A 26,941-nucleotide genomic window follows, 5' to 3' on the forward strand; every position below is an offset into this window, starting at 1 on the left:
CCACTAGCCCCGAACCGGAATCAACTCCTCAATCGATCCTCGCAAGCTGTTGAAACCACGTCAGGATCCCTCGCGGGTGCAGCGGGCATCTATCGCGGGCTCGGACGATCGCGCAAAAAAACAAAACGGCCCGCGGCGAGGTCGCTGCGGGCCGTCGAAGATGTCGGGAGCCACGAGGCTTCCTGAGGAAAAGCAGCCTCAGGCGGCGCTCAGCATGGCGAGGCGCTTGTCGACATAGTTGCCGCAGATATCGATCAGCGGCTCGACCTGGCCCTCGAAGAAGTGGTTGGCGCCCGGCATGATCTGCTGTTCGACGACGATGCCCTTCTGGGTCTTCAGCTTGTCGACCAGCGTCTGTACGTCCTTCGGCGGCGCGACCTTGTCCTGGTCGCCATGGACGATCAGGCCGGAGGAGGGGCAGGGCGCCAGGAACGAGAAGTCGTAGAGGTTCGCCTGCGGCGCGATCGAGATGAAGCCCTCGATCTCCGGCCGGCGCATCAGAAGCTGCATGCCGATCCACGAGCCGAACGAGAAGCCGGCGACCCAGCAGGCGCGCGCGTCGGGATGGATGGTCTGCGCCCAGTCGAGCGCCGAGGCGGCGTCGGAAAGCTCGCCCTCGCCATGGTCGAACTCGCCCTGGCTGCGGCCAACGCCACGGAAATTGAAGCGCAGCACGGCGAAACCGCGCTTCGCGAACATGTAGAACAGCTGGTAGGTGATCGCGTTGTTCATCGTGCCGCCAAACTGCGGATGCGGATGAAGGATGATGGCGATCGGGCCGTTCTTTTCCTTGGACGGCTGGAATCGTCCCTCGATGCGGCCGGCGGGGCCGGTGAAAATAACCTCGGGCATTTTAGCCTCGGACCTTTCGATCTGTTCAGAACGCCCCGAGCGACCTATATCAGCGTCAAATCCTAACTTGACTCTGAGCGTCAGGGTTTCTAGAACACTTTAGAATTATTCGAAATCGGCTTTGGATGTCGATCCTGCCTTGTAGCGGGCCTTGTAGCATGAGGCGGGGTCCGGATTTCAAGCATAATGCGACATCCGCCCCGCGACTGGAGACTGCAAGCCGTGGCCGCGCCGCGTATTTATCTCGATTACAACGCCGGCGCGCCGCTTCGACCAGAAGTGCGCGCGGCGATGATCGAGGCGCTGGATGCGACCGGCAATGCGTCCTCCGTGCATGGCGAGGGCCGTGCCGCCCGCGCCAGGGTCGAGACGGCGCGCCGCCGCGTCGCCGCGCTTGTCGGCGCCGATCCGGCCCGGGTCATTTTTACCTCGGGCGGCACCGAGGCGAACGTCACCGTGCTGAGCCCGCGCATGCGGGTTGGCGCCGCCGAGGTCGTGGTCGACCGGCTGCTGGTCGGAGCGACGGAACATCCGTCGGTGCTGGCCGGCGGGCGCTTCGGCGCCGGGAACACGCAGCCGATCGCCGTCGACGGCGAGGGCAGGCTCGATCTCGATGCCCTGCGCGCGGCGCTCGTCGCCGTGAAGGCAGAGGGCAAGCGCGCGCTGGTTTCGGTGATGCTGGCGAACAACGAGACCGGCACGATCCAGCCGGTTGCCGAGATCGCCGCGATCGCTCGCGAATTCGGCGCGCTGGTGCACACGGACGCGATCCAGGCCGCCGGCCGGGTCGCGATCGACATCGCGGCGCTCGGCGTCGATTTCCTGACGCTGTCGGCGCACAAGCTCGGCGGTCCGCAGGGCGCCGGCGCGATCGTTCTGGGCGGCGACCTCGTCTCGCCGGCGCCGCTGCTCGTCGGCGGCGGCCAGGAGAAATACAGCCGCGCCGGCACGCAGAACGTGGCTGGTATCGTCGGCTTCGGCGTTGCGGCGGAATCCGCCCGCGCCGATCTGGAACGCCTTGCCGAATGGAGCCTCTGGCGCGATCAGCTCGCGACGGCGGCCCTGCCGGCCATTCTCTTGAGCGGGGGCGCCGAGCGGCTCCCGCAGACGCTGTCTCTCGGCGTCGATGGTCTCTCGGCGGAAACGCTGGTGATCGCGCTCGATCTCGAAGGGATCGCGGTTTCGGCCGGATCGGCGTGTTCTTCGGGGAAAGTCGGTGTTTCGCATGTGATGAAGGCCATGAACGTGCCCGATGCGCATGCGAAATCCGCGATCCGCGTCAGTTTCGGATGGGAAACCACCGAATCCGACATACGTAGATTTACGGAGGTCTGGGGACGTGTCATGAGACGGCTCGCGCCGGGCGTGACACGCGCCGCATGACAACGCACTCAACCCGCGGTCCTTGAAACCGCTGTGGATGGAGTAGGCAATGCCTGCAATTCAGGAGACGGTCGATCAGGTTCGCCAGATCGACGTCGATCAGTACAAATATGGTTTCGTGACCGATATCGAATCCGAGCGCGCCCCCAAGGGCCTCTCGGAGGATATCGTCCGCTTCATTTCGGCCAAGAAGAACGAGCCCGAGTGGATGCTCGAGTGGCGCCTCGACGCCTATCGGCGCTGGCTGACCATGACCGAGCCCACCTGGTCGCGCGTCCAGTATCCGAAGATCGATTTCGAGGATCTCTATTATTATTCGGCGCCGAAGAGCACCTCGGGTCCGAAGTCGCTCGACGAGGTCGACCCCGAACTGCTCGCCATGTACGAGAAGCTGGGCATCCCGCTGCGCGAGCGCGAGATACTGGCCGGCGTCGAGGGCGCGTCCGATCGCAAGGTCGCGGTCGATGCCGTGTTCGATTCCGTCTCGGTCGTCACCACCTTCAAGGACGAGCTGAAGAAAGCCGGCGTCATCTTCTGTTCGATCTCCGAGGCGATCCGCGAATACCCTGACATCGTTAAGAAGTATCTCGGCTCGGTCGTTCCGGTTACCGACAACTTCTACGCGACGCTGAATTCGGCTGTCTTTTCGGATGGTTCCTTCGTCTACATCCCCGAGGGCGTCCGCTGCCCGATGGAGCTGTCGACCTATTTCCGCATCAACGAGCGCAATACGGGCCAGTTCGAGCGCACGCTGATCATCGCCGAGAAGGGTGCCTACGTCTCCTATCTCGAGGGCTGCACGGCGCCGATGCGCGACGAGAACCAGCTGCATGCGGCGGTCGTCGAGCTGGTGGCGCTGGATGATGCCGAGATCAAGTACTCGACGGTCCAGAACTGGTATCCGGGCGACAAGGACGGCAAGGGCGGCATCTACAACTTCGTGACCAAGCGCGGCGACTGCCGTGGCGACCGCTCGAAGATCTCGTGGACGCAGGTCGAGACCGGTTCGGCCATCACCTGGAAGTACCCGTCCTGCATCCTGCGCGGCGACGACAGCCAGGGCGAGTTCTATTCGATCGCGGTGTCGAACGGCTACCAGCAGGTCGACAGCGGCACCAAGATGCTCCATCTCGGCAAGAACACGAAGAGCCGGATCATCTCGAAGGGCATCGCCGCCGGCCGCTCGGACAACACCTATCGCGGTCTCGTCTCGGCGCATCGCAAGGCGACGGGCGCGCGCAATTTCACCAATTGCGACAGCCTCCTGATCGGCGACAAGTGCGGCGCGCACACGGTGCCCTACATCGAATCGAAGAATTCGAGCGCCGTCTTCGAGCATGAGGCGACGACGTCGAAGATCGCCGACGACCAGTTGTTCTATTGCCTCCAGCGCGGGCTTTCGTCCGAGGAGGCCGTGGCGCTGATCGTCAACGGCTTCGTCAAGGATGTCATCCAGCAGCTGCCGATGGAATTCGCGGTCGAGGCCCAGAAGCTGATCTCGATCAGCCTCGAAGGGTCGGTCGGCTAGTCCCCACGCGTTGAGCCCTTCCCCAAGGCGGGAAGGGCCGGACTGCCTGAGGCGTCGGGAAGGGGCGCGGTTTTCCGCTTGAACCCTGACCCCGGCCGCCACGGCGTTTCGGCCTCCCCCCGGAGGTTCAGCCACAAGCTTTGAACGGAACAACGAAATGCTCGAGATCAAGAACCTCCACGCCTCCATCGATGGCAAGGAGATCCTGCGCGGCGTCGACCTGGTCGTGCCGACCGGCGAAGTCCACGCGATCATGGGGCCGAACGGCTCCGGCAAGTCGACGCTGTCCTACGTGCTCTCCGGCCGCGAGGACTATGAGGTCACCGAGGGCGAGATCATCTTCGACGGCGAGAACATCGTCGAGAACGCGCCGGAAGAGCGCGCCGCCGCCGGCGTCTTCCTTGCGTTCCAGTATCCGCTGGAGATCCCCGGCGTCGCCACCATGACCTTCCTGAAGGCGGCGCTGAACGCCCAGCGCAAGGCGCGCGGCGAGGACGAGCTCTCCACGCCGGACTTCATGCGCCGCGTGAAGACCGCAGCGGAAAAGCTGAACGTGACTCAGGAAATGCTCCGCCGTCCGCTCAATGTCGGTTTCTCCGGCGGCGAGAAGAAGCGGAACGAGATCCTGCAGATGGCGCTTCTGGAGCCGAAGCTGGCGATCCTCGACGAGACCGATTCCGGCCTCGACATCGACGCGCTGCGCATCGTCTCGGAGGGCGTCAACGCGCTCCGTTCGCCGGATCGCTCGATGCTCGTCATCACCCATTATCAGCGTCTGCTCGACCACATCGTGCCCGACAAGGTGCATGTGATGTCGGCCGGCCGCATCGTTCGCACCGGCGGTCCGGAACTGGCGCTTGAGCTCGAAGCCAAGGGCTATGCCGACTACGCCGGCGAGCCGGCCTGAGCGGGGAGTGGCATCGATGAACGCCGAGCCGCGCATCCTGCGCACACAGGCCGAAGAGACGCTGGCGCTGGAATTCGCCGCCGCCCGCACGCAATTGCCGGGTTCGCCCGCGATCGCCGCGGCGCGCGAGGCCGCCTTCGCCGCTTTCCAGAAGCTGGGTCTGCCGCATCGCCGGACCGAGCCCTGGCGCTATACCGATCTGCGCGCGCTGCTGCGCACGGTGCCGCCGCTGGCGATCGGCGCGAGCGGCGAGGATGTCGTCGTCGCCGACCTGTTGCCCGGTCTCGACCGTGCCCGTCTCGTCGTGGTCGATGGCATCTTCCGTCCGGAGCTGTCGGACCTTTCCGGCCTCGACGGGGTCTCCGTGCGTCCGCTGGTCGACCTCCTGCGCGATGGCGACAACCGCGTCGGCCAGCAGATCGCCTCCATCAACGACGCGGTCGTCTCGCTGAATTCGGCCCTGATGGTCGGCGGCGTCGCCATTGAGGTTCCGGCCGGCGCGCGCATCGAGCGCGCCATCGAGATCGCCCATGTGACGACCTCCGCCGTCGCCTCGCATGTGCGCAACCTCGTCACGGTCGGCGCGGATGCTTCCGTTCGCCTGCTGGAGACGCATCTCGGCCCGGCCGGCAGCGCCTACCAGGCCAACATCGTCACCGAGGCGACTGCCGGCGACCGCGCCAAGGTCGTCTGGGCCAAGCTGCAGTCGGAAGGCGACGCCAGCGTCCATCTCGGCACGCTCGCCGTCACCATCGGCACGGAGACGGAGTTCGATCACCTGACCCTGATGATCGGCGCCTCCATCTCTCGATCGCAGACCTTCGTTACCTATTCGGGCGAGAACGCCCGCGCCGGCCTTTTCGGCGCGACGATGGTGCGCGGCAAGCAGCACGCCGACATCGCGCTCAGCGTCGACCACGCGGTGCCGAACGGCGCCAGCCGCGAACTGTTCAAGGCGGTGATGGACGGACGTTCCGAGGGCGTGTTCCAGGGCCGCATCATCGTGCGTCCCGACGCCCAGAAGACCGATGGCCGGATGATGACGCAGGGCCTGCTCCTCTCCGAGGACGCGTCCTTCTTCGTCAAGCCGGAGCTGGAGATCTTCGCCGACGACGTCCAGTGCGCGCATGGCGCGACCAGCGGCGAGATCGACGAGGACATCCTGTTCTACCTGCTGTCGCGCGGCATTCCCCGCGCCGAGGCGGAGACCCTGCTGGTGACGGCGTTCCTCGCCGAAGCGATCGAAGGCCTCGGCGACGAGGCGATCGGCGACGCGTTCGAGGAAATCTCGCGCAACTGGCTGGCAGCACGCGGTGAAGAGGCAGCATGAGCGGGCAGGGCGGCTACGACGTTCAGGCGATAAGGCGGGATTTTCCGATCCTGTCGAGGACGGTTTACGGCAAGCCGCTCGTCTATCTCGACAATGGCGCCTCCGCGCAGAAGCCGCAGGCGATGCTGGACGCGGTGACGAAGGCGTATACGGAAGAATACGCCAACGTCCATCGCGGCCTGCACTACCTCTCCAATGTCGCGACCGACGCCTATGAGCGGTCGCGCGAAACGGTGCGGCGCTTCCTGAACGCGCGCTCGGTCGACGAGATCATCTTCACCCGTTCCTCGACGGAGGCGATCAACCTGGTCGCCGCGTCGCTGGGCGCCGATATCGGCGAGGGCGACGAGATCATCGTCTCGATCCTCGAGCATCACTCCAACATCGTGCCCTGGCACTTCCTGCGCGAGCGCAAGGGCGCGGTGATCAAGTGGGCGCCGATCGCCGATGACGGCACCTTCCTGCTCGACGAATTCGAGAAGCTGATCACGCCGCGCACCAAGATCGTGGCGATGACGCACATGTCGAACGTCACCGGCACGATCGTCCCGATCAAGGACGTCATCCGCATCGCCCATGCCCACGGCATCAAGGTGCTGGTGGATGGCAGCCAGGGCGCCGTGCATCTGCCGGTCGACGTGCAGGATCTCGACGCCGACTTCTATTGCGTCACCGGCCACAAGCTCTACGGCCCGACCGGCATCGGCGTGCTCTATGGCAAGAAGGCCCTGCTCGAGGTGATGCCGCCCTTCCTCGGCGGCGGCGAGATGATCCGCGACGTGACCGAAGACAACGTCACCTATGGCGAGCCGCCGCATCGCTTCGAGGCGGGCACGCCGCCGATCGTGCAGGCGATCGGCCTTGGTGCGTCGCTGGAATACATGGAGAAGATCGGCCGCGACCGGATCCTGGCGCATGAGATGGCGCTGCGCGATTACGCGACCGAGCGGCTCTCCGCCATCAACAGCCTGAGGATCTTCGGCACCACGCGCGACAAGGGCGCGATCGTTTCGTTCGAGATGGCGGGCGCGCACGCGCATGACGTCTCGACGATCATCGATCGCGAGGGCGTCGCCGTCCGCGCCGGCACCCATTGCGCCCAGCCGCTCTTGCACCGGTTCGGCGTTACCTCCACATGTCGGGCGTCGTTCGGTCTCTACAATACTTTCGAAGAGGTCGACCGCCTTGCCGATGCGCTGGTCAAGGCGCATGCTTTCTTCGCATGAGGATCTGAAATGGACGATATCGCGGTGATCGGCGAAGCGAAGGACGATACGGCGGCGACGGCGGTCGAAGCGCCCGGCTCCGCCATTCCGGCCGAGGAACTGGAACGTCTGTCGGGCGACATCGTCGCCGCGCTGAAGACGGTCTATGACCCCGAGATCCCGGCCGACATCTACGAGCTCGGCCTGATCTACAAGATCGACATCGACGACGACCGCAATGTCGCGATCGAGATGACGCTGACGGCGCCCGGTTGCCCGGTGGCGGGCGAGATGCCCGGCTGGGTCGAGAACGCCGTCGGCGCCGTTGCCGGCGTCGGCCGCGTCGACGTGACGATGACCTTCGATCCGCCCTGGTCGCAGGACCGGATGTCGGACGAGGCCCGCGTCGCGCTCGACTGGTACTGAGGCCGTCCGTGGGCACGGCGCCGCCGATCACCGGTGTTCTGGAGACGGCGATCTACGTCGACGACATCGGCCGGGCGGCGGGATTCTATCGCGACATTCTCGGCCTTCGTCCCTTGCTGGAGGATGCGCGGCTGGTGGCGTTCGATGCCGGTCCGTCCAGCGTGCTGCTGATCTTCCTGCGCGGCGCGACCCTGAAGGACGTCGTCCTGCCGGGCGGCACCATTCCCGCGCATGACGGCAGCGGCCCGTATCATTTCGCGCTCCGCATCCCGGCGGAGGCGATTTCGGCGTGGCGGGATCATCTCGTCGCCCGCGGTGTGCGGATCACGGCCGAGATGGCTTGGCCACAGGGAGGCGAGAGCCTCTATTTCAATGACCCGGACGGCCATGTCGTCGAGCTGGCGACGCCGGGCATATGGTCGAATGATTCCGATCTGCCCGTCGCTGCCTTGCAGAACGGGATCTGATCGCCGATCTTTGGATCGACAAGGGCGCTGTGCGCCGCGAACTGGAGAATTGCCATGGGCGTCCGTTCACGCTTCGCCGTGATGTCCCTGACCGAAGCCGCCGCCGAGCGGATCCGCGAGATCGTCGAGGATTCCGACGAGCCCGTGCTCGGCCTGCGCATCGGCGTCAAGAAGGGCGGCTGCGCCGGCATGGAATACACCATGAAGGCGGTCGGCGAGGCCGATCCGAAGGACGAGCGCATCGAGGGCCATGGCGCGACGGTTTTCGTCGATCCGGCCGCCGTGCTCTACCTGCTCGGCACCGTCATGGATTTCGAGACGACCAAGCTGCGCTCCGGCTTCGTCTTCAAGAACCCGAACGAGGTTTCGGCCTGCGGCTGCGGCGAATCCGTCATGCTGAAGCCGGCCGACCTGTCCGAACCCGCCGCGGCGACGGCCGACCGGTAGTTTCTTCGGCAAAGGGGCTCCCTCCCAGACTTCAGCTACCCGTCCTCGACATGCCGGGGAGGCCCGAAGGGCCGTCTCGAGGCACGTAGAGCGGGTGCGCAATCCCGGCGACATGCCGGCTGCGCGTCCTCCGCGACGGCTTTCCTCGAAAGCCTCCTCAGGATGTTGAAGACGGTGTTCCGTATTTCAGATCCATCCCGTTCCATCCATGGAGAGTGGCTTGACCAGCCTGTTCGAGCGCCTGAAGTCCGATGCCGCCGCCGATTGGGACGCCTATGTCCGCCACCCCTTCGTGCTCGGCCTCGGCGACGGCACGCTGTCCAGGCCGTCCTTCCAGCACTATCTCGTGCAGGACTATCTGTTCCTGATCGAGTTCGCCCGCGCCTACGCCATCGGCGTCTACAAGGCGCCGAACGCGCTGGAGATGCGCAAGGCCTCGGCCGGCATGCACGCCATCCTCGACGAGACCAGCCTGCACCTGAAGCTCTGCGCCGAGTGGGGCCTGTCGCAGGAAGCGGTCGAGAGCACGGCCGAAGCCCGCGCGACGATCGCCTACACTCGCTTTGTCCAGGAAGCCGGCCTGCGCGGCGACATGCTCGATCTCGTGGTGGCGCTGTCGCCCTGCGTCGTCGGCTATGCCGAGATCGGCACCGATCTCGCCGCTGCAGGCACCGGCCTCGATGGCGCCAATCCCTATGCGGCCTGGATCCGCGAATATGCCGGCGAGGGCTATCAGGGCGTGGCTGAAGCCAGCCTTGCCCAGATCGACCGGCTTGCGGCACTCTATCTGACCCAGGCGCGCTATCCGCGCCTGCTCGAAATCTTCCGCCAGGCCGTGCGCCTCGAGGCCGATTTCTGGCAGATGGGCCTCGATCTCGCGGACTGAGGATCGCAGCATGACGGCCGATCTCGACTATCTCGCGGAACTGTTCGAGCCGGTCGGCGGCGTCCGCATCCGCCGGATGTTCGGCGGGCTCGGCTTCTTCCGCGACGGGCTGATGTTCGGCATCTGGCAGGACGACACGATCTACCTGAAGGCGGACGACGCCACCCGCCCGGCCTTCGAGGCCGAGGGCTGCGGCCCGTTCGTCTACGGCTCGAAGAACGGCCGCGAAACGTCGCTCAGCTATTTCCGCATGCCGGAGCGGCTGCTCGACGATACCGACGAATTGCGGGACTGGGCGCTGAAGGCGATCGACGTCGCCATCCGGGCCAACGCCAGGAAGCCGTCAGGAAAGAAGCGCTAGGGCTTTCGGCCCGACTCGTCCCAAGGGGCGAGGGGCGGCCACGATTGCCGGATGACAGGTTCGGGGCGGACAGCTAGGCTTGGTTCCCTAAGGGAAGTCTCCCGTCATGCCAGCGGTTCTCGTTTCGGGATTGCATCGCCGATGCGGTTGCTCGTCGTCGCCGACCTTCACTATGCCCTGCCGCAATATGACTGGCTGGTAGATGTCGCCGGCCGCTTCGACATGGTCATCGTCGCCGGCGACCATCTCGACACGAGCTCGCTGGTCGATCTGCGCGCGCAGAGCATCGTCATCCAGAAATACATCGACCGCCTTCGGCAGAAGGCCATCGTCCTCGTCTGCTCCGGCAATCACGATCTCGATTCACGCAATGAATCCGGCGAAAAGATCACCCGCTGGATCCTCCAGCCCCAGGCGAAGGGCGTCCTGTCGGACGGCGATTCTTTCGTCCGGGACGACATGCTCTTCACCATCTGCCCGTGGTGGGATGGCCCGATCGTGCGCGATGCCATCGCCCGCCAGCTCGCCGAGGCCTCGGCCAGACGCCTTTCGCGCTGGATCTGGGTCCATCATGCGCCGCCGCGGACGACGCCCATCAGCTGGGACGGCAAGCGCTTTCATGGCGACACCGAGCTGGAGCAGTGGATCGGCGACTACAGCCCCGACTTCGTCTTTTCGGGCCACGTCCATCAGGCGCCGTTCGCCGCCGGCGGCTCCTGGGTCGACCGGATCGGCTCGACCTGGGTGTTCAACGCCGGACGGCAGTTCGGCGCGCCGCCAAGCTGCGTCGTCGTCGACACGGAGAGCCGGCAGGCTTTCTGGCTCTCGGCCGCCGGCAACGAGACGGTGGCGCTCGACCAGCCCCTGATCCGCCCGGTCCCGAAACTGACCGGGCTGCCGGACTGGCTGTAGCCGCTATTCCGTCGTGCTGCGCTGACGGTCGGAGCCGGGCGAGAACAGGCCCTGCTGGTGGACCAGGCTCTCCAGGACTTCGTCGACCATGGCGAAATGGTTCTCGTGATCCTGATATTGCCGCTTGATGTCGACCAGATAGGTGGTCGCCGCCTGGAGGCGCTGCGCCAGGATCCTGGCGACGCCGAAGGCGATCTCGGGATGCGATTGGATGATGTCGCGGGATCCCTCGAACACATAGGCCCGCGTCGGCGTCAGGGTTCGCGCGGTGGCGGAGTGCGGCGCGTCGAGGAGGGCCGACATCTCCCCGAATACCGAGCCCGGTTCGCTGGATACGACGATCGTGGTTTCGCCCCGCGCCACCTCGATCACGCCTTCGATCAGCACGTAGAGGAGCCCCGACATCGCTCCTTCTTCCAACAGCACCGAGCCCGCCGCAAACTGCCGTTCCGTGGCGCCAATATCCGCGCAGGTCTGCAGGATCGATTTCAAGGCCGGCTCCCGATCTGTCCTGAAAAGAGCAGGCGATATCCTAAGCAGAGTTTCGCGGCTTGGCCAACGCGGCGCGGCCTCCGTGTCCGAGCGGCGGCCGCGACAGCGCGAGGCCCTCAGGGCGTCAGCTCGATCGCCTTCAGCTCCTTGCGCGCCGTGCCGAACGTGCCGAGTTGGTAGACCGACGCGCCGGTCGGCTGGAACGTGAAGGCCTCGAACGGCTCGGCCAGCATCTTCTTCAAATAGCTTTCCTTAGCCACGCCGATCGTCACATGCGGGTTGAAATGCTCGCCCGCCGCGTCGGTGACGAAGTCGTCGACATAGCGGATCAGCGATTCCTGGATGTCGCGTCCTCCCCTCCGGCTGAAGAACGCCGCCGGGGTTCCCGTCTTCACCGTGTAGGGCTGGATGGCGGCGATCAGTTCATCCTGCAGGCGGCGCAGGTCGTCGGTGGGCTCGACGACAATCCCCGCGAGGCCCATGGGCGGCGAGGGGATGTAGTAGTATTTGAACGCCTTCAGCGTCCACGCCGTCGGCTTTTCCTTGGCGAGGACCGTCCCCGCCGCCGCATAGACCTTGTCGAGGTCGTCGGTGCGGACGAACTGCTGCAGCAGCGTCACATGCGGGTGGTGTGTCGCGTCGAGCGCGAACCCCTTCGGGAAGGATTTGAGCAACCGCGCATTGGCGTCCCTGGCGTGCTGGATCATGGTGGCGTCGGGTTCGAGCGCGATGTCGATCGCCGTCACGGAGCCGGATTTCGCCAGCGCTGCGGGCGGCGAACCTACAGCAAGGGCCAGCCCAAGACAGAGCGCCATGCCGGTCGCCAGCACGACCGCCATGCGCCGGTGCCGGCGCTGGGGTGGGGGAAGGACCTCCGGGACAGCCTGCTCCATCGCTTTTCTCCCCTGAATCCCCGCCGGTTCGCCGGGGAGGTTGGTCATCGCGTGTGCAGAAAGAGGTGCGCCGCCCGCCGCCTTCAAGGCCCCTCACGCAAACGTGGAAGGCGAAGGATCGCGCAACCGGTCCGGTACGAGAGAGGCAAACCCCTCACCCAACCCTCTCCCGCAAGCGGGCGAGGGCTTTTCCGCCTGCGGGCTTCATCGGCGCCGCGCATCTCCGCCACCTCCGTCCGGACGCCTCTCCCGCTTGCGGGAGAGGGCTGGGGTGAGGGGCTTGCTGGCTACTCCACCGCCACCACTTCCGGCTGCGGCGCCTTCGCCTTGACCGCGATGTCCGTCACGGCGGCGTTGTCGACCTTGCCGGAGCCGAGCAGCGGCAGCTTTTCCACGAACAGCAGCGTGCGGGGCAGCATGATCTCCGACAGGCCGCGGCCACGGACGAAGCGCTGGAACTCGGCGAGATCGGCGTCCGGCCGTTCCGTCACCAGCACGATCTCCTCGCCCTTGCGCTCATGCGGCATGGCGGCGGCCGCCGTGGCGTGGTGCGGCCAGAACTCGCCGGCGAGCGTCTCGATCGCCGCCAGCGACACCATCTCGCCGCCGACTTTTGCAAAACGCTTGGCCCGGCCGGAGATGGTGATGAAGCCGTCGTCGAGCGTGACGATGTCGCCGGTGTCGTACCAGCCGTCGACCGGCGGCTCCAGCACGCCGGGCGCCTCGGCGCGGTAGTAGCCGCGCATGACATTGGCGCCGCGCACCAGCAGCTTGCCGCCTTCCTCGATGCCGGCGACCTTCTCCAGCCGGGTCTCTATGCCCGGCAGCGCCCGGCCGACCGAGCCCGGGCGGTTGGCCATCGGCGTGTTGATCGAGATCACCGGCGCTGTCTCGGTCGTGCCATAGCCTTCGAGCAGCCGGATGCCGAACTTCTCCGACCAGACGCGGCGCGTCTCCGGCTTCACCCGCTCGGCCCCGGCAAACACGTAGCGGATCGAATAGAAGTCGTAGGGGTGCGCCATCCGGGCATAGCCGGCGAGGAAGGTGTCGGTGCCGAACATGATGGTGGCGTTCACGTCATAGGCCATCTCCGGCACGATCCGGTAGTGCAGCGGCGAGGGGTAGAGCATCTGCCGGACGCCGGAGAAGAGCGGCAGCAGGCAGCCCGCCGTCAGCCCGAAGGCGTGGAACAGCGGCAGCGCGTTCAGGACGATGTCCTCGCCGGAGAAGTCGATGACGCTGGCGATCTGCTGCCGGTTCGCCTGGATGGCGTGGTGGCTGAGCGAGACGCCCTTCGGCGTGCCCTCGGAGCCGGAGGTGAACAGCACCACGGCTTCGGCTTCTGGGTCGGTCGGGCGCTGGAAGGCGGTGCGGGAGACGAAGCGCGGCGCGATGCCCCCGGCAAACGCGAACAGCTTGCGGGCGAGGCCGATCTCGCCGCGCAGGTCCTCGAGATAGACCAGGCGGGCATTCTGGCCGAGCACGTCGGCGAGCGGCTGCAGGCGTCCCTTCTCGATGAACTGCCGCGAGGTCAGCACCAGCTTGACCTCGGCCGCCTTGCGGGCCGCGTCGACGGCGGCCGGGCCGGCCGAGAAGTTGAGCATGGCCGGGATGCGGCCGGTCACCTGCAGAGCGAAGAAGGTGACGACGGCGGCGAGCGTGTTGGGCAGCAGCACGCCGACCCGCTCGCCCGGCGCCGAAAGCCTGGCGAACGACTTGCCGAGCGCGAAGGCGCCGCGGAGGATCTGCGTGTAGCCGATCGGCGCGCGGGTGACGTCCTCCAGGATCGGCCGCTTGCCGTTGATGTGGCGGGCGCGCAGCAGCGTGGCGAACAGCGTCTCGGCGGCCGGGCTGGTCGCATAGACCATCTCGGTCATGATCGCCTGCAGGTGATGGCCGGCCTCGTGCCGCCGCTTGCGGCCGACCAGGCCCGGCGTCAGCTCGATCCGCCGCGACGGCAGAACCGTCATCTGGATGTCCGGGAACAGGCGACGCCGCACCTTGCCCTTGAGGCGGGAGAAGATCGTGTATTGCGCGCCGTCGATGCGGACGGGGATGATCGGCACGTCGGCGAGCGCGGCGATCATCGCCGGGCCGTCATAGACCTTCATCAGCGCGCCGGTGACGGTGATGCGTCCCTCCGGGAAGATCACCAGCCGGCGGCCTTCCTTCACCAGCTTGACCATCCTTCGGACGGTGAACGGGCTGGTCGGGTCGACGGGGACGAGGTCGAAGAACAGGAAGGCGGGCTGCACCCACCAGCGTTCGGCGATGTACTTGTTGATGGCGAAGACGGGCTTGCCCGGCAGCAGGCAGCCGATCAGCACGGCGTCGATGAAGGAGGTGTGGTTGACCACGACGACGGCCGCATCCTCGCCGTCGCCATAGTTCTCCAGACCCTTCACGCGGGCTCGGAACAGGATCTGCAAGATGCGGTGGCCGATCGCCTTGACCAGTTCGTCGGGGACGAATTTCAGGCAGACGATGGCGGCGATGATGTTGGCGAGGCCGAGCCAGAACAGGAGCTGCAGCGTCGTGACGCCGGCGGCGAGAAGGGCGGCGGCGACCACCGTGCCGAGCACCATGATGGCCGCGTTCATGATGTTGTTGCCGGCGATGGCGGCGGAGCGCTCGTGCTCCTCGGCGCGCGATTGCAGCAGCGCATAGAGCGGCACGGTGAAGAGCCCGCCGCCAAAGGCGACACCGACGAGGTCGACCAGCACGCGGATGCCGGCGGCCGAGGTGATGAAAGCGCCGAAATCGAGCGCGCCGCCGGCGCCGACCATGCCGAGCGCGCTGGCCGAATGCGACAGGTCGACCATGAAGCCGGCCATCACCAGCGCGCCGATCGGCGTGTGACGGGCCGAAATCCGGCCGGCGAGCAGCTTGGCCGTCGCGGCCGAGCCGAGGCCGATGCCGACGACGAAGGCGGCGACGAGCAGGTTGGCGACGATCTCGTCGACCTTCAGCGTCGATTTCGCGAAGTCGGGGAAAACCGACATCACGATCAGACCGATCATCCAGAACCAGGAGATGCCGGAGACGGCGAGGAACAGCGAGCGCTTGCGGCGGATGGCGGCGAAGGCGTCGCGGCTGGAGCCGACGAGCGAGAAGCGGAACGTGCCGGCATTCGGCGCCGGCGGCGCGGAGGGCACGAAGAAGGCGGCGACCGCGCCGACCAGCGCGACGGAGACGAGGCCGACGATCGCCACCCATTTGCCGCCGAGGCCGACGCTGAGGCCGCCGAAAAGGGTGCCGAGCAGGATGGCGACGAAGGTCGAGCCCTCGAACAGCGCGTTGGCGGCGACCAGACGGTCGCGGCCGACGAATTGCGGCAGGATCGAGTATTTGGCCGGCCCGAAGATGGTCGACTGCACGGCGTAGAGGAACATGCCGAGCAGGGCGAGCGGGGCGGAGTGGATCATGATGGCGATCGAGGAGAGGATCGCGAGGCCGACCTCGGCCACCCGCGTCCAGCGCACGACGAGCATCTTGTCGACGGTATCGGAAAGCCGGCCCGACACGCCCGAGAACAGGAAGAAGGGCAACATGAACACCGCCCCGCCCAGCGTTACCGCCACCTGCGGCGACAGGCCGAACAGCTCCGCGCCGCCATAGGCGACCATGAAGCCGAAGGCGCTCTTCAGGGCGTTGTCGGCGAAGGCGCCGAACCATTGCACGATGAAGAGGGGCAGGAAGCCCGGTGTTTTCAGGAGCGGCGGCGAGCCGGCCCGGGAGTGGGCGGGCGACGATGCCTCGGGCGAGGATGTCTTTGCGGAAGCGTCCATGGCGTCAAACCTCGGCCTGTTCGCGGCGACTCGCAAGTCGCATGAATTGAACGACGTTCAATTTCATAACAGCGTTTTGAACGATGTTCAATATGTGCTACGGAACGGGCCGGCGAGAGCATGCGCCGGGTAAGAGCCTGTCAGGAGGCGAGATGGCACGTCGCAGCGACCATGCCCCCGAAGAGCTGAAGCATCTGGCGCTGGAGGCGGCGCGCGCGATCGTGGTGGAGGAGGGCCTGCGCGGCCTGACGGTGCGCCGGGTTGCCGAGCGGATCGGCTATGCGCCGGGCACGATCTACAATCTGTTCGCCAATCTCGACGACCTCATCGTCCAGGTCAACGCGGCGACGCTCGACGCTCTCGCGCTGGTTTTGGTCGAGGCGGCAAGGGCGGAACCGGCGCTGCGACCCGAACGGCTGGTGGACGCCTATTTCGATTTCGTCGAGAGCCGACCGCGCCTTTGGAGCCTGCTGTTCGAGCATCGCCTGCCGGAGGGCGAGGACCTGCCGGACTGGTATCGGCCGAAGCTCGCGGCCCTGATCTCGCTCGTCGCCGAGGCGCTCGGTCCGTTGATGCCGGACACCTCCGCCGCGGCGCGGCAGGCGGCGACTGTCACCATGTGGGCCGGCCTGCACGGTATCTCGACGCTCGCCGTCTCCAGCAAGCTGGCGCTGGTCGCCGAGACCGAGCCGCGCGCGCTCGGCCACCTGCTGGTGCGGCGGATGCTGGGCGGCCCGGCGGCTGATGCGACCGGCTAGGCGGAGGTCGACAGGAGAGACTTCTGGACCCTCCTTCGAGGCTTCGCTGCGCCGGGCCCCGAAGGAGGGTCCAGCCCGCTCTCCGAGCCTCCAAACCTCAGCCCGCCATCGCCTCGTGGATGATGCCCAGCGCCTTGTCGAAGGCCGGCGCGATGCGGCGCGGCTCGGTGCCGGCATCGAGGCGGAAGGTCGGCGTCGAGCCGACGAGCTTCGACAGCATCCGGAACAACTCCTGCTGCGCGCGTGGCACGCCGCCGCCGAGCAGGCCGATATTGTCACTGAGGATCACGGTGAGCGCGTCGGCCTTGGAGAGGCGCTTCAGGCTCGCTTCGCCTTCCGAGCGCGGACCCACGACCACGACTGCGCCGATCCGGTATCCCTTCGAGGCATCCGGCAGCGGCAGCAATTCGGCGAGCGCCGCGCGCGTCAGCGGCGCCTCGTCCTCCTCGCCGCCGAAGGCGCCGAGATGCGGCGCGATTTCGGGGAACATCGCCGCCGTCCGCCGCTGCACCTTCAGCGTGCGCGGCATGCCCCAGCCGAACAGTTCCGCGCCTTCCTGGCGCAGGATGACAACGTCATCGCCCATATGGCCGTAGCCGCCGAGCGCCAGCGCGAGTGAGGTCGTGGTCTTGCCGAAGCCGCTCGGGGCGAACAGCAGCATGAGTTCGTCGCGCCCGGGAAGCATCAGCGACGCGGAATGGATCGTCATCAGGCCGTGCCCGCGCAGCGCCATGTCGAGAAGCACCGCGCCCGCCATCGAGCGGAACGGCTGCTCGGCCGAAGCCGTGACCTGAACCTCGGTCTGTGCGCGGCCGATTTCCTCTGTGATCGAGAGCTTGCCGGGAACGCGGAACTGCTGGCGGTCGCCATTGGCGCTGATCTCGGCATAGAGGCCGTCGATCAGCGTGCCGGACCAGATCAGCTCGCCCTCGGTGGCGATGTCGTCGCCGGCGGCTTCGCGGACCAGGATTTCGTGCGCGACCGGGCCTTCCGCCTGCTCGAAGCCGGCAAGCTGCGGGAAGATCGGCGCGCCCAGTCCCTCGCGCTCGGCGATCACGTTGAAGGCGAGGCCGGGGATGACGAAACGGGTCTTGTGCATCAGGCGGATCCGGCGCGGTTCTTTTCGATGAAAACCGTCACCATGGATGGTTCCGGCGGATTGAGAAGGGGCTTGTCGTCGACGACGACCCAGCAATGGGCGGCGAGCCTGGCGCTGCCGATGCTCTTGCGGTCGACGCCGAAATGCATGGCGGCCGGGATCCCCGCGAGCGTCAGGAAGCGATAGGCGAGAATGCCCTCGCGCAGGCACCGGCGGTCGCGCATCACCCAGGGGCGCCGTGCCGCGCGCTTGGCGCGGTGGGCTATATAGGCGGGTGCGAGGCCGCGGTAGCGTCGATCGGCGCCGGCATCGGCGATCTTCATGATGTCGGCGAAATCACGGGACTTTCGGCAGCGGAGCGGCAGGGTGCGGGCCCACAACCACATCTCGGCCCGGAACATCGCCCGGCGAAGGACGCTGCCGGATGTCACTTGTCAACGCGAACGATCAGGCCTTCGGAGGCCAGATGGTTGGCGAGATCCGACATGTCGTCGCGCAGCATGTCGGCGTCGACGTCGAACACGGTTTCCAGCTCCGTCAGGATGCCGGCGAAATTGCGGGTTCCGTCGACGGTCGACAGGAAAGCGGCCGTGGTGTCGTTGCAGGTGAAGAGCTGGCCCGACACGGTGTCGAGCAGAACGCCGCCTTCGCCGTCGCCGAGCGGCTGAAAGCTCGTGTTTTCATGAAGCGCCCAAACGGCGCTCGGCTCAATTCTGGACACGGGAAGTCTCTCTCTTGGCTGGTGCGAAACGTGGGATAGCCGAACCAGGTGTGCTTGACCAGAGGTGCGGCTTGCGGTTGGCTAACCGAACGGCGGCTTCGTCCGATCGATTCAAAGATAGTCAGCAGGGAATATGGAATGAAGAAGACGTATGAGAAGCCCGAATTGCTGAAGCGCGAACGCGTGGCGATGATCGTCGCAGCCACGTCCGGCAATGCGCCGCCTCCGTAGGCGGATCCCGTTTCGGCTGAGCCGTGCGTCGCTCGACGCTGGTTGGCCGTCCTGAATATGCAGGGGATGATGGGCGGTGCGGAGGCATCGCCCTTTGTTCATCCGGGCGGCGGTGTCCGTCCGTCTTGTCTGCCGATGCAATGAGGATTGTATGTCCGCTGTCGATTCCGCTGAGACCGCGCCGCCGTCGGGCGGGACGCCGCGTCGTCTGTCGCGCGCCGATGGCCGCCTGCTGATCGAACTCGCGGACCCGGAATCGACCCTCGCCCCGATGACGCTCACCCGCGAACGGGCCGGCCTGCTACTGTCGCAGGCCGAGCGGCATGGTGTGCTTCCCGCGGTTTTGCGCAAGCTTCGGCCGATGCTTTCCAGCACCGAGCTTCGCCCCGTGCGCGACGATTTCGCCGGCCGCTTCGCCAGCGGCGTCGCGTTCAACATGCAGTTGCGCGCCGAGGCGAAGCGGCTGTCGACGGCGCTCCGCGCGGCAGGCCAGCCGGCGCTGCTGATCAAGGGGCATGATTTCGCCGACAACATCTATCCGGACCCGGTGCTGCGGCCGACCAGCGACATCGACCTGATCATCCCGGTCGAGAGCCTCGATGCGGTCGAGGCCGTGGTGGCGGCCTCCGGGTTTGAACTGTGGCCGGACCAGCGCGACGACGAGCAGATGGAGCGCAAGTGGTTCCATGCGGTCCACAAGCGGCTGATGCTGGAGATCCAGGGCAACCTGGTCCACGCGCCCGGCCTTCGCTCGAAGCTTTCGCTCGGCTTTGCCGAGCTCTGCCCGCATGGCGATCCGGCCGAGGCCGCGCGTTCCTCGACGCGGCTCGCGATCGCCGGCGTCCACGCTGCGAGCTCGCATCATTTCGAGTTGCTGCGGCTGGTCATCGACGTGCTGCAGGCGGCGCGCCGGCTGGAGGGCGCGGCGGAGGAACAGGCGCTCGAAGATCTCGTCCGCCGTTCCGGCACGCGCCTGGCGCTGGTCGCCGCGCTCGACCTCGCGGCCGGGCTCTATGACGACCGGCGCTGCCGGGAGCTCGCGGGCGGACTGGCTCCGGTGCGCTTCCGCTCGATGTCCAGGCTGCTGATCAGCGGCGACATGGTGATGGCGATGGAGACCGGCGAGCGGGCGCTGCAATCGTGGCGGCGGTCGCTGTTCCGCGAATTGCTGAAGCGCGGTGAGGGGCGGGCTTCACTTCCCTCGTCATGAGGCGAATTGAATGCTATCCGTTACACAACGCATCAGGGTAGTACGCAGATCACGACGGAGGGCAGGGTGCAGGTCGGCGAGATTGTTTCCTGGCTCGGTCGGACGAGCTTCTTCAACGGCCTCGAAAAGGAAGATCTGACGCGTCTGGCGCAGATCGCCCGCGTCACGACCTATCCCGCCGATACGGTGCTGTTTTCCCAGGGCGACGAATCGGACGGGCTCTATTCTGTCGTCGACGGCATCGTGCGCATCTTTCTGACGGCGGACGACAGCCGCGAACTGACGATCCAGCTGTTCGAGGAAGGCGAGGTGATCGGCGAGATCGCGCTGATCGACGGCCTGCCGCGCAGCGCCGGCGCGGCCACGCTGACGGAGACGAAGCTGATCTTCGTGCCGCGCCAGCCCTTCCTGAACCTGCTCGACACTTCCAGCCAGCTGCAGCGCCAGATCATCCTGAGCCTCTGCGAGCGGCTCCGCCAGACCAACGAGCAGGTGAACCGCGCCGTGTTCACCGACCTGCGCCACCGCCTGCTGGTGCTCCTGCGCCAGCTCGCTCTCATCCATGGCCGCATCGAGCGCGATGTCGCCGTGGTCGAGCTGGACCTGACCCAGGGCACGCTGGCGCAGATGCTGGGCGCGAGCCGCGAGGCCGTGAACAAGCAGATTCGCGCCCTGATCAAGGAAGGCCGCCTCTCGGTCGACGGCCATCGCATCATCGTGCATCGCTCGATGCGCGATGCCTGAGCGGCGCCCGCGCCAAGGGCTCCCGGCCGAATGACTGAAAAATAGGCTGTCGTCTTGCCGAAACGGACTATGGCATAAGGTGCCGCAGCAATGCGGTTCCGTTTTGCGCCCTTATGGTTGAATCCGGCGGGGCAATTCGATCCGGCATTGTTGTTGCATGGAATTCTGCCTGGCCCGAGCGTTCGCCGGGGGCCGGGTGCAAGGCAGGACGCGGCGAGCCACGACGAGGCCTATCGATGCAAGACGCTACCATGTCGATATCGACCGAGGATGCCGAGGCGGTGGAGCCGGCGCGGAGTCCCGCCGCCACGCCGACGGAGGCCCAGATCGCCGCCGCGCGCGACGCCATCAACGCCAAGCTCACCTATGCCGTCGGCAAGAACGCCGTCACCGCCAGCGACCGCGACTGGTTCGTCGCGACGGCGCTCGCCGTGCGCGACCGCATGGTCGATCCCTGGATCGCCTCCTCCAAGGCGACCTATGCCGAGGGCCGCAAGCGGGTCTACTACCTGTCGCTCGAATTCCTGATCGGCCGGCTGCTGTTCGACGCGATGAACAATCTCGGCCTGACCGAGGCGTTCCGCGCCGCGCTCGGCGATCTCGGCGTCGACATGGAGCGGCTGCGCACCGTCGAGCCGGACGCGGCGCTTGGCAATGGCGGCCTCGGCCGTCTCGCCGCCTGCTTCATGGATTCGATGGCCTCGCTGTCGATCCCGGCCTATGGCTATGGCATCCGTTATGACCACGGCCTGTTCCGCCAGGTGGTGAAGGGCGGCTGGCAGCAGGAATATCCCGAGACCTGGCTCTCCTTCGGCAATCCCTGGCAGTTCGAGCGTCCCGAGGTCGTCTACGACATCCAGTTCGGCGGCTCGGTCGAGGCGATCATGACGCCCTCCGGCGTCGCGCGCTATGTCTGGCACGCGGCCGAGACGATCGAGGCGGTGCCCTATGACACGCCGATCCCCGGCTGGCGCGGCCGCCACGTCAACACGCTGCGCCTCTGGTCGGCGCGCGCCGTCGACCCGCTCCGCCTCGACGCCTTCAACTCCGGCGATCACATCGGCGCGCTGGTCGAGCAGGTGCGGGCCGAGACGATCTCCAAGATTCTCTATCCGAGCGACGAGAGCGCGGCCGGGCAGGAGCTGCGCCTCCGGCAGGAATATTTCTTCGTCTCCGCCTCGCTGCAGGACCTGATCCATCGCCATACCCGCACCTATGGCGACATCCGCTCGCTGCCGGACAAGGTGGCGATCCAGCTGAACGATACCCACCCGGCGATCTCCGTCGCCGAGTTGATGCGCATCCTCGTCGACCTGCGCGAGATTCCGTGGGACGAGGCCTGGGACATCACCGTCCGCACGCTCGGCTACACCAACCACACGCTGCTGCCCGAGGCGCTGGAAACCTGGCCGGTGCCGCTCCTGGAGCGGCTGCTGCCGCGCCAGATGCAGATCATCTACCTCGTCAACGCGATCCATCTCGAGAAGGCGAAGAAGCTCCCCGAATCGAACGACCGCTTCCTCTCCTCCGTCTCGCTGATCGACGAGAACAATGGCCGGCGCGTGCGCATGGGCCATCTCGCCTTCATCGGCTCGCATTCGATCAACGGCGTTTCGGCGCTGCATTCCGACCTGGTCAAGAAGACGATCTTCCACGACCTCGACCTCGTCTACCCGGGACGCGTCAACAACAAGACCAACGGCATTACCTTCCGGCGCTGGCTGCACGAGGCCAACCCGGGCCTGACGCGCATCCTCGTCGACACCTGCGGCCCGGAGATCCTCGACGATGCCACTGTGCTGGACCGGCTCGAGCCGCGTGTCGGCGACACGGCGCTGCACGACGCTTTCGGCGCCGTCCGCCGCAACAACAAGGTGGCGCTCGCCAAGCTGATCCGCGACCGGCTCGACATCCGCGTCAATCCGAACGCGCTGTTCGACGTGCAGATCAAGCGCATCCACGAATACAAGCGCCAGCTGCTCAACATCCTGGAGACGATCGCGCTCTACCAGGCTATGCGCGCCCAGCCTCACAAGGAATGGGTGCCGCGGGTAAAGATCTTCGCGGGCAAGGCGGCGGCGAGCTACCACCAGGCCAAGCTGATCATCAAGCTCGCCAATGACGTGGCGCAGGTGGTGAACAGCGACCCGACCGTGCGCGACCTGCTCAAGGTCGTGTTCCTGCCGAACTACAATGTCAGCCTCGCCGAGATGATCATCCCGGCCGCCGACCTGTCCGAGCAGATCTCGACGGCGGGCATGGAGGCGTCCGGCACCGGCAACATGAAGCTGGCGCTGAATGGCGCGCTCACCATCGGCACCCTCGACGGCGCCAATGTCGAGATCCACGAGCGCGTCGGCGACGACAACATCTTCATCTTCGGCCTGACCACCGAGGAGGTCGCGGCCCGCCGCGCCGCCGGCATCGACGCCGGCGACACGATCGCGAAGTCCCGCATGCTGGCGGACGTGCTGGAGGCGATCGAGAGCGGCATCTTCTCGCCCGGCGAGCCCGGCCGCTTCGCCGCGCTGACAACGGCATTGCGCCATCACGACTACTTCCTGGTGACCGCCGACTTCGATTCCTACTATGCCGCGCAACGAGACGTTGACGCGCTGTGGCTCGACAGAGCAGCATGGTGGAAGGCGAGCCTGCTGAATACGGCTCGGGTCGGCTGGTTCTCCTCGGACCGCACCATCGCGGAATACGCCAAGGAGATCTGGAACGTACCCGTCCGGCCGGCAGGCTAGGGCATACGGAGACGCGATGTCGGTTTGGCGTGCGAGTGGTGCAGATGTCGAAGCCCTGATTGCCGCGCGCCATGGTGATCCCTTTGCCCTTCTCGGGCCGCACGAGACGGATGACGGCCTCGTCATCCGCGCCTTCGTGCCCCATGCCGAGACGCTTGCCGTCGAGGATCTCGACGGCAGGCGGGTCGCGCCGCTGGAGCGGCGGCCCGGGACGGACTTCTTCGAGGGACTGATTCCCGGCCGGTCCGAACGCTTCGGCTATCGCCTCCGCGCCGAGAATGCCGGCGGCGGCTGGACCTTCTACGATCCCTACAGTTTCGCCGGCGTGCTCGGCGCCACCGACGACTATCTGCTCGTCGAGGGCACCCACCGACAGCTCTACGCCAAGCTCGGCGCCCATCTGCTGCATCATCAGGGCGTTGACGGCGTGCATTTCGCCGTCTGGGCGCCCGACGCGCAGCGCGTTTCCGTCGTCGGTAACTTCAATGGCTGGGACGGCCGCCGCCACCAGATGCGCAAGCGCGTCGACAGCGGGCTGTGGGAGCTGTTCGCGCCCGGCTTCGGCGAGGGCGAGATCTACAAATACGAGATCGTCGGCGCCGACGGCATCGTGCAGCCGCTCAAGGCCGATCCGGTCGGCTTCGCCGGCGAATTGCGGCCCTCGACCGCCTCGATCGTGGCGCGGACCGACAATTTCAGCTGGCGCGACGATGATTATCTGCGCCAGCGCGAAGAGGGGCAGGCGCGCCGGAAGCCGATGGCCATCTACGAGGTCCATCTCGGCTCCTGGCAGCGCGGCGACGGCAATGCCTTCCTCACCTATGACGAACTTGCCGACCGGCTGATCCCCTATGCGGTCGAGATGGGCTTCACCCATCTCGAACTGCTGCCGGTCAGCGAGCATCCGCTCGACGACAGCTGGGGCTATCAGCCGATCGGACTGTTCGCGCCGACACGCCGCCATGGCGATCCCGCCGGCTTCGCCCGCTTCGTCGATCGCGCCCATCAGGCGGGCCTCGCCATCATCCTCGACTGGGTGCCGGCGCATTTCCCGACCGACCGGCACGGCCTCGCCCATTTCGACGGCAAGCCGCTCTACGAGCATGCCGATCCGCGCCGCGGCTTCCATCCTGACTGGAACACGGCGATCTATGATTTCGGCCGCGCCGAGGTCGCCAACTTCCTCGCCGCCAGCGCGCTCTACTGGCTTGATCGCTTCCATGTCGACGGCCTGCGCGTCGATGCCGTGGCGTCGATGCTCTATCTCGATTATTCGCGTAAGGCGGGCGAGTGGCTGCCCAACCCGGATGGCACCAACGACAACAAGGATGCCGTCGCCTTCCTGCGCCGCGTCAACCAGCTCTGCTATGGCGAGCATCCCGGCACGGTGACGATCGCGGAGGAATCGACCGCCTGGCCCGGCGTGTCGCGTCCGGCGCATGAAAACGGCCTCGGCTTCGGCTTCAAGTGGAACATGGGCTGGATGCACGACACGCTCGACTACATGTCGCTCGAGCCGATCCATCGCCGCTACCACCACGACAAGCTGACCTTCGGCCTGCTCTATGCCTTCTCGGAGAATTTCGTCCTGCCGCTCAGCCATGACGAGGTCGTGCATGGCAAGCGCTCGATCCTCGGTCGCATGCCGGGCGATCGCTGGCAGCAATTCGCCAATCTGCGCGCCTATTACGGCTTCATGTGGGGGCACCCCGGCAAGAAGCTGCTGTTCATGGGCCAGGAGTTCGGCCAGCAGAACGAATGGAACTTCAACCAGAGCCTCGACTGGCATCTGCTGGCAGAGCCGGCCCATGCCGGCCTGCGCGACTTCGTGCGCGACCTGAACCATGCCTACCGCCAGCATCCGGCCCTCCATGCGCGCGATTGCGAGGGCGAGGGATTCCGCTGGGTGGTCGCCGACGACAAGGAACAGTCGGTCTTCGCCTTCCTGCGCTTCGGCGCGCCGGGCGACAGGCCGGTTCTCGTCGTCTCCAACTTCACGCCGGTCGTGCGCGATTTCTACCGCGTCGGCGTGCCCGAAGCCGGGCGCTGGCGCGAGATCCTGAATTCGGACGCCGAGATCTATGGCGGCTCCGGCAAGGGCAATCTGGGCGCCGTCGAGGCCGTCCCGGTGCCGGCGCATGGTTTTCCGGCTTCGGCCACAATGGTCCTTCCCCCGCTCTCGACCGTCTTCTTCGAGTTCGATCCATAGGCCGGCTGCGGCGCGGGGGCTTGGTTTGACAAAAACACTGCAGGGCAACGAGCGTTTTGGAGGGACAAAGGATGGAACGGCCGCAGACCAACGCGCCTCTTGCGCGTAATGCCATGGCCTTCGTGCTGGCGGGTGGACGCGGCAGCCGCCTGATGGAATTGACGGATCGGCGCGCCAAGCCGGCTGTCTATTTCGGCGGCAAGTCGCGCATCATCGATTTCGCGCTTTCCAATGCCGTGAATTCCGGCATCCGCAAGATCGGCGTCGCCACGCAATACAAGGCGCACAGCCTGATCCGCCACCTGAACCGTGGCTGGAACTTCTTCCGCCCGGAGCGCAACGAGATCTTCGACGTCTTCCCGGCCAGCCAGCGCGTTTCCGAGGACGCCTGGTATCGCGGCACGGCCGACGCCGTCTACCAGAACCTCGACATCCTGAAGGACTATGACGCCAAGTATTTCGTCATCCTCGCCGGCGACCATATTTACAAGATGGACTATGAGTTGATGCTGCAGCAGCACGTCGACTCCGGCGCCGATGTGACGATCGGCTGCCTCGAAGTGCCGCGCATGGAGGCGACCGGCTTCGGCGTCATGCATGTCGACGAGACGGACCGCATCCTGCAGTTCGTCGAGAAGCCGAAGGATCCGCCCGCCATGCCCGGCAAGCCGGACAAGGCGCTGGCCTCGATGGGCATCTATGTTTTCGACACCAAGTTCCTGATCGAGGAACTGGAGCGCGACGCCAACGATCCGAATTCCAGCCGCGACTTTGGCAAGGACATCATTCCGAACATCGTCAAGAACGGCAAGGCGGTCGCGCATCACTTCGAGAATTCCTGCGTGCGCTCGACCCAGGAATCGGTCAGCTACTGGCGCGATGTCGGGACGGTGGACGCCTACTGGGAAGCGAATATCGACCTGACCAGCATCGTGCCGGATCTCGACCTGTTCGATCGCAACTGGCCGATCTGGACCTATAGCGAGGTCACGCCGCCGGCGAAGTTCGTCCACAACGAGGATCACCGGCGCGGCTATGCGCTGTCCTCGCTGGTATCCGGCGGCTGCATCGTTTCCGGCGCTTCGCTGGAGCGTGCGCTGCTCTTCACCGGCGTGCGCTGCAATTCCTATTCGCATATCGAGAACGGCGTGATCCTCCCCTATGTCGACGTCGGCCGCTCGGCGCGCCTCTCCAACGTGGTGGTGGATGCGCGTGTGCAAATCCCGGAAGGGCTGGTGGTGGGCGAGGATCCCGAGCTCGACGCCAAGCGCTTCATGCGAACCGCGAACGGCATCTGCCTGATCACCCAGCCGATGATCGACGCGCTGGAGGAATAGTCCGC

General features: G+C 66.2%; 24 protein-coding genes. 17 read left to right on the forward strand and 7 right to left on the reverse strand.

Going from position 1 to position 26,941, the window contains the following annotated elements; translation table 11 throughout:
• Nucleotides 1-198: 198 nt before the first annotated feature.
• The gene (locus OSH07_RS17440; protein WP_266339965.1) at nt 199-852 is read right to left on the reverse strand and encodes an alpha/beta hydrolase; all 654 of its coding nucleotides are present in this window, start codon (nt 850-852) and stop codon (nt 199-201) included.
• Between the two features lie 222 nt (nt 853-1,074).
• On the opposite strand from OSH07_RS17440, the gene OSH07_RS17445 reads away from it, so the two are divergent.
• The 11 genes from OSH07_RS17445 to OSH07_RS17495 all read left to right on the forward strand — a co-directional run bounded on the left by OSH07_RS17445 (nt 1,075) and on the right by OSH07_RS17495 (nt 10,704).
• Nucleotides 1,075-2,235: a cysteine desulfurase family protein gene (locus OSH07_RS17445; RefSeq protein ID WP_266339966.1), complete on the forward strand. Its 1,161-nt coding sequence runs from the start codon at nt 1,075-1,077 to the stop codon at nt 2,233-2,235.
• A 49-nt stretch (nt 2,236-2,284) separates the two neighbouring features.
• Nucleotides 2,285-3,763 (forward strand): Fe-S cluster assembly protein SufB, encoded by a 1,479-nt coding sequence (sufB, locus tag OSH07_RS17450; RefSeq protein WP_266339967.1) that lies wholly within the window; start codon nt 2,285-2,287, stop codon nt 3,761-3,763.
• 157 nt (nt 3,764-3,920) lie between these two features.
• Complete coding sequence (gene sufC, locus OSH07_RS17455) at nt 3,921-4,670, forward strand: Fe-S cluster assembly ATPase SufC (protein WP_266339968.1); 750 nt, start codon at nt 3,921-3,923, stop codon at nt 4,668-4,670.
• A 16-nt stretch (nt 4,671-4,686) separates the two neighbouring features.
• Nucleotides 4,687-6,000, forward strand: coding sequence for a Fe-S cluster assembly protein SufD (sufD, locus tag OSH07_RS17460; RefSeq protein WP_266339969.1), 1,314 nt, complete (start codon nt 4,687-4,689; stop codon nt 5,998-6,000).
• Nucleotides 5,997-7,226: a cysteine desulfurase gene (locus tag OSH07_RS17465; RefSeq protein ID WP_266339970.1), complete on the forward strand. Its 1,230-nt coding sequence runs from the start codon at nt 5,997-5,999 to the stop codon at nt 7,224-7,226. Before sufD ends, OSH07_RS17465 begins: the two co-directional genes overlap by 4 nt.
• 9 nt (nt 7,227-7,235) lie before the next feature.
• On the forward strand, nt 7,236-7,631 hold the full coding sequence (locus OSH07_RS17470) for an SUF system Fe-S cluster assembly protein (RefSeq protein WP_266339971.1): 396 nt from the start codon (nt 7,236-7,238) through the stop codon (nt 7,629-7,631).
• 8 nt (nt 7,632-7,639) lie between these two features.
• Entirely contained in the window at nt 7,640-8,098 is a 459-nt protein-coding gene (locus OSH07_RS17475; protein WP_266339972.1) for a VOC family protein, read from the forward strand.
• Between the two features lie 54 nt (nt 8,099-8,152).
• Nucleotides 8,153-8,545, forward strand: coding sequence for a Fe-S cluster assembly scaffold SufA (gene sufA / locus OSH07_RS17480; protein WP_266339973.1), 393 nt, complete (start codon nt 8,153-8,155; stop codon nt 8,543-8,545).
• Nucleotides 8,546-8,765: 220 nt separating this feature from the next.
• Nucleotides 8,766-9,431, forward strand: coding sequence for a thiaminase II (tenA, locus tag OSH07_RS17485; protein ID WP_266339974.1), 666 nt, complete (start codon nt 8,766-8,768; stop codon nt 9,429-9,431).
• Between the two features lie 10 nt (nt 9,432-9,441).
• Nucleotides 9,442-9,792, forward strand: coding sequence for a TfoX/Sxy family protein (locus tag OSH07_RS17490; RefSeq protein WP_266339975.1), 351 nt, complete (start codon nt 9,442-9,444; stop codon nt 9,790-9,792).
• A gap of 141 nt (nt 9,793-9,933) precedes the next feature.
• Nucleotides 9,934-10,704 (forward strand): metallophosphoesterase family protein, encoded by a 771-nt coding sequence (locus tag OSH07_RS17495; RefSeq protein ID WP_266339976.1) that lies wholly within the window; start codon nt 9,934-9,936, stop codon nt 10,702-10,704.
• A gap of 3 nt (nt 10,705-10,707) precedes the next feature.
• Here OSH07_RS17495 and OSH07_RS17500 read toward each other — a convergent pair whose 3' ends face one another.
• The 3 genes from OSH07_RS17500 to OSH07_RS17510 all read right to left on the reverse strand — a co-directional run bounded on the left by OSH07_RS17500 (nt 10,708) and on the right by OSH07_RS17510 (nt 15,877).
• The gene (locus OSH07_RS17500; RefSeq protein WP_266339977.1) at nt 10,708-11,196 is read right to left on the reverse strand and encodes a Crp/Fnr family transcriptional regulator; all 489 of its coding nucleotides are present in this window, start codon (nt 11,194-11,196) and stop codon (nt 10,708-10,710) included.
• 116 nt (nt 11,197-11,312) lie between these two features.
• The gene (locus tag OSH07_RS17505; RefSeq protein ID WP_266339978.1) at nt 11,313-12,089 is read right to left on the reverse strand and encodes a 2'-5' RNA ligase family protein; all 777 of its coding nucleotides are present in this window, start codon (nt 12,087-12,089) and stop codon (nt 11,313-11,315) included.
• Nucleotides 12,090-12,376: 287 nt separating this feature from the next.
• Nucleotides 12,377-15,877, reverse strand: coding sequence for an acyl-[ACP]--phospholipid O-acyltransferase (locus tag OSH07_RS17510; protein WP_266339979.1), 3,501 nt, complete (start codon nt 15,875-15,877; stop codon nt 12,377-12,379).
• 152 nt (nt 15,878-16,029) lie between these two features.
• Between OSH07_RS17510 and OSH07_RS17515 the strand changes: the two genes are divergently transcribed.
• Entirely contained in the window at nt 16,030-16,635 is a 606-nt protein-coding gene (locus tag OSH07_RS17515; RefSeq protein WP_266339980.1) for a TetR/AcrR family transcriptional regulator, read from the forward strand.
• A 97-nt stretch (nt 16,636-16,732) separates the two neighbouring features.
• Here the strand turns inward: OSH07_RS17515 and OSH07_RS17520 are convergent, their stop codons facing one another.
• Genes OSH07_RS17520 through OSH07_RS17530 form a run of 3 tightly spaced genes read right to left on the reverse strand, consistent with a single transcriptional unit; the run spans nt 16,733 to nt 18,455 of the window.
• Nucleotides 16,733-17,734, reverse strand: coding sequence for a phosphoenolpyruvate carboxykinase (ATP) (locus OSH07_RS17520; RefSeq protein ID WP_266339981.1), 1,002 nt, complete (start codon nt 17,732-17,734; stop codon nt 16,733-16,735).
• Complete coding sequence (locus OSH07_RS17525) at nt 17,734-18,135, reverse strand: lasso peptide biosynthesis B2 protein (RefSeq protein WP_266340149.1); 402 nt, start codon at nt 18,133-18,135, stop codon at nt 17,734-17,736. Before OSH07_RS17525 ends, OSH07_RS17520 begins: the two co-directional genes overlap by 1 nt.
• Before the next feature lie 26 nt (nt 18,136-18,161).
• Nucleotides 18,162-18,455: a PqqD family protein gene (locus OSH07_RS17530; RefSeq protein ID WP_266339982.1), complete on the reverse strand. Its 294-nt coding sequence runs from the start codon at nt 18,453-18,455 to the stop codon at nt 18,162-18,164.
• 382 nt (nt 18,456-18,837) lie between these two features.
• Between OSH07_RS17530 and OSH07_RS17535 the strand changes: the two genes are divergently transcribed.
• From OSH07_RS17535 to glgC, 5 genes are all read left to right on the forward strand, one after another.
• A complete protein-coding gene (locus tag OSH07_RS17535; RefSeq protein WP_266339983.1) occupies nt 18,838-19,896 on the forward strand; it encodes a nucleotidyltransferase family protein in 1,059 nt (352 codons plus the stop codon).
• Nucleotides 19,897-19,902: 6 nt separating this feature from the next.
• Nucleotides 19,903-20,640: a Crp/Fnr family transcriptional regulator gene (locus tag OSH07_RS17540; protein WP_266339984.1), complete on the forward strand. Its 738-nt coding sequence runs from the start codon at nt 19,903-19,905 to the stop codon at nt 20,638-20,640.
• Between the two features lie 251 nt (nt 20,641-20,891).
• Nucleotides 20,892-23,390 carry a glycogen/starch/alpha-glucan phosphorylase gene (locus OSH07_RS17545; protein ID WP_266339985.1) on the forward strand — a complete coding sequence of 833 codons (2,499 nt, stop codon included), beginning with the start codon at nt 20,892-20,894 and terminating at the stop codon, nt 23,388-23,390.
• Between the two features lie 16 nt (nt 23,391-23,406).
• On the forward strand, nt 23,407-25,599 hold the full coding sequence (gene glgB, locus OSH07_RS17550) for a 1,4-alpha-glucan branching protein GlgB (protein ID WP_266339986.1): 2,193 nt from the start codon (nt 23,407-23,409) through the stop codon (nt 25,597-25,599).
• A 71-nt stretch (nt 25,600-25,670) separates the two neighbouring features.
• A complete protein-coding gene (glgC, locus tag OSH07_RS17555) occupies nt 25,671-26,936 on the forward strand; it encodes a glucose-1-phosphate adenylyltransferase (protein ID WP_266339987.1) in 1,266 nt (421 codons plus the stop codon).
• The last annotated feature ends 5 nt before the right edge of the window (nt 26,937-26,941 follow it).

The organism is Kaistia nematophila (assembly GCF_026343855.1).
GTDB lineage: Bacteria > Pseudomonadota > Alphaproteobacteria > Rhizobiales > Kaistiaceae > Kaistia > Kaistia nematophila.

Bases quoted from the DNA above. Each gene is read 5' to 3' on its own strand.
- OSH07_RS17440 (WP_266339965.1), bottom strand. From the start codon at position 852: ATGCCCGAGGTTATTTTCACCGGCCCCGCCGGCCGCATCGAGGGACGA.
- sufB (WP_266339967.1), top strand. From the start codon at position 2,285: ATGCCTGCAATTCAGGAGACGGTCGATCAGGTTCGCCAGATCGACGTC.
- sufC (WP_266339968.1), top strand. From the start codon at position 3,921: ATGCTCGAGATCAAGAACCTCCACGCCTCCATCGATGGCAAGGAGATC.
- sufD (WP_266339969.1), top strand. From the start codon at position 4,687: ATGAACGCCGAGCCGCGCATCCTGCGCACACAGGCCGAAGAGACGCTG.
- OSH07_RS17465 (WP_266339970.1), top strand. From the start codon at position 5,997: ATGAGCGGGCAGGGCGGCTACGACGTTCAGGCGATAAGGCGGGATTTT.
- OSH07_RS17470 (WP_266339971.1), top strand. From the start codon at position 7,236: ATGGACGATATCGCGGTGATCGGCGAAGCGAAGGACGATACGGCGGCG.
- sufA (WP_266339973.1), top strand. From the start codon at position 8,153: ATGGGCGTCCGTTCACGCTTCGCCGTGATGTCCCTGACCGAAGCCGCC.
- OSH07_RS17490 (WP_266339975.1), top strand. From the start codon at position 9,442: ATGACGGCCGATCTCGACTATCTCGCGGAACTGTTCGAGCCGGTCGGC.
- OSH07_RS17495 (WP_266339976.1), top strand. From the start codon at position 9,934: ATGCGGTTGCTCGTCGTCGCCGACCTTCACTATGCCCTGCCGCAATAT.
- OSH07_RS17505 (WP_266339978.1), bottom strand. From the start codon at position 12,089: ATGGAGCAGGCTGTCCCGGAGGTCCTTCCCCCACCCCAGCGCCGGCAC.
- OSH07_RS17510 (WP_266339979.1), bottom strand. From the start codon at position 15,877: ATGGACGCTTCCGCAAAGACATCCTCGCCCGAGGCATCGTCGCCCGCC.
- OSH07_RS17515 (WP_266339980.1), top strand. From the start codon at position 16,030: ATGGCACGTCGCAGCGACCATGCCCCCGAAGAGCTGAAGCATCTGGCG.
- OSH07_RS17520 (WP_266339981.1), bottom strand. From the start codon at position 17,734: ATGCACAAGACCCGTTTCGTCATCCCCGGCCTCGCCTTCAACGTGATC.
- OSH07_RS17525 (WP_266340149.1), bottom strand. From the start codon at position 18,135: ATGTTCCGGGCCGAGATGTGGTTGTGGGCCCGCACCCTGCCGCTCCGC.
- OSH07_RS17535 (WP_266339983.1), top strand. From the start codon at position 18,838: ATGTCCGCTGTCGATTCCGCTGAGACCGCGCCGCCGTCGGGCGGGACG.
- OSH07_RS17545 (WP_266339985.1), top strand. From the start codon at position 20,892: ATGTCGATATCGACCGAGGATGCCGAGGCGGTGGAGCCGGCGCGGAGT.
- glgB (WP_266339986.1), top strand. From the start codon at position 23,407: ATGTCGGTTTGGCGTGCGAGTGGTGCAGATGTCGAAGCCCTGATTGCC.
- glgC (WP_266339987.1), top strand. From the start codon at position 25,671: ATGGAACGGCCGCAGACCAACGCGCCTCTTGCGCGTAATGCCATGGCC.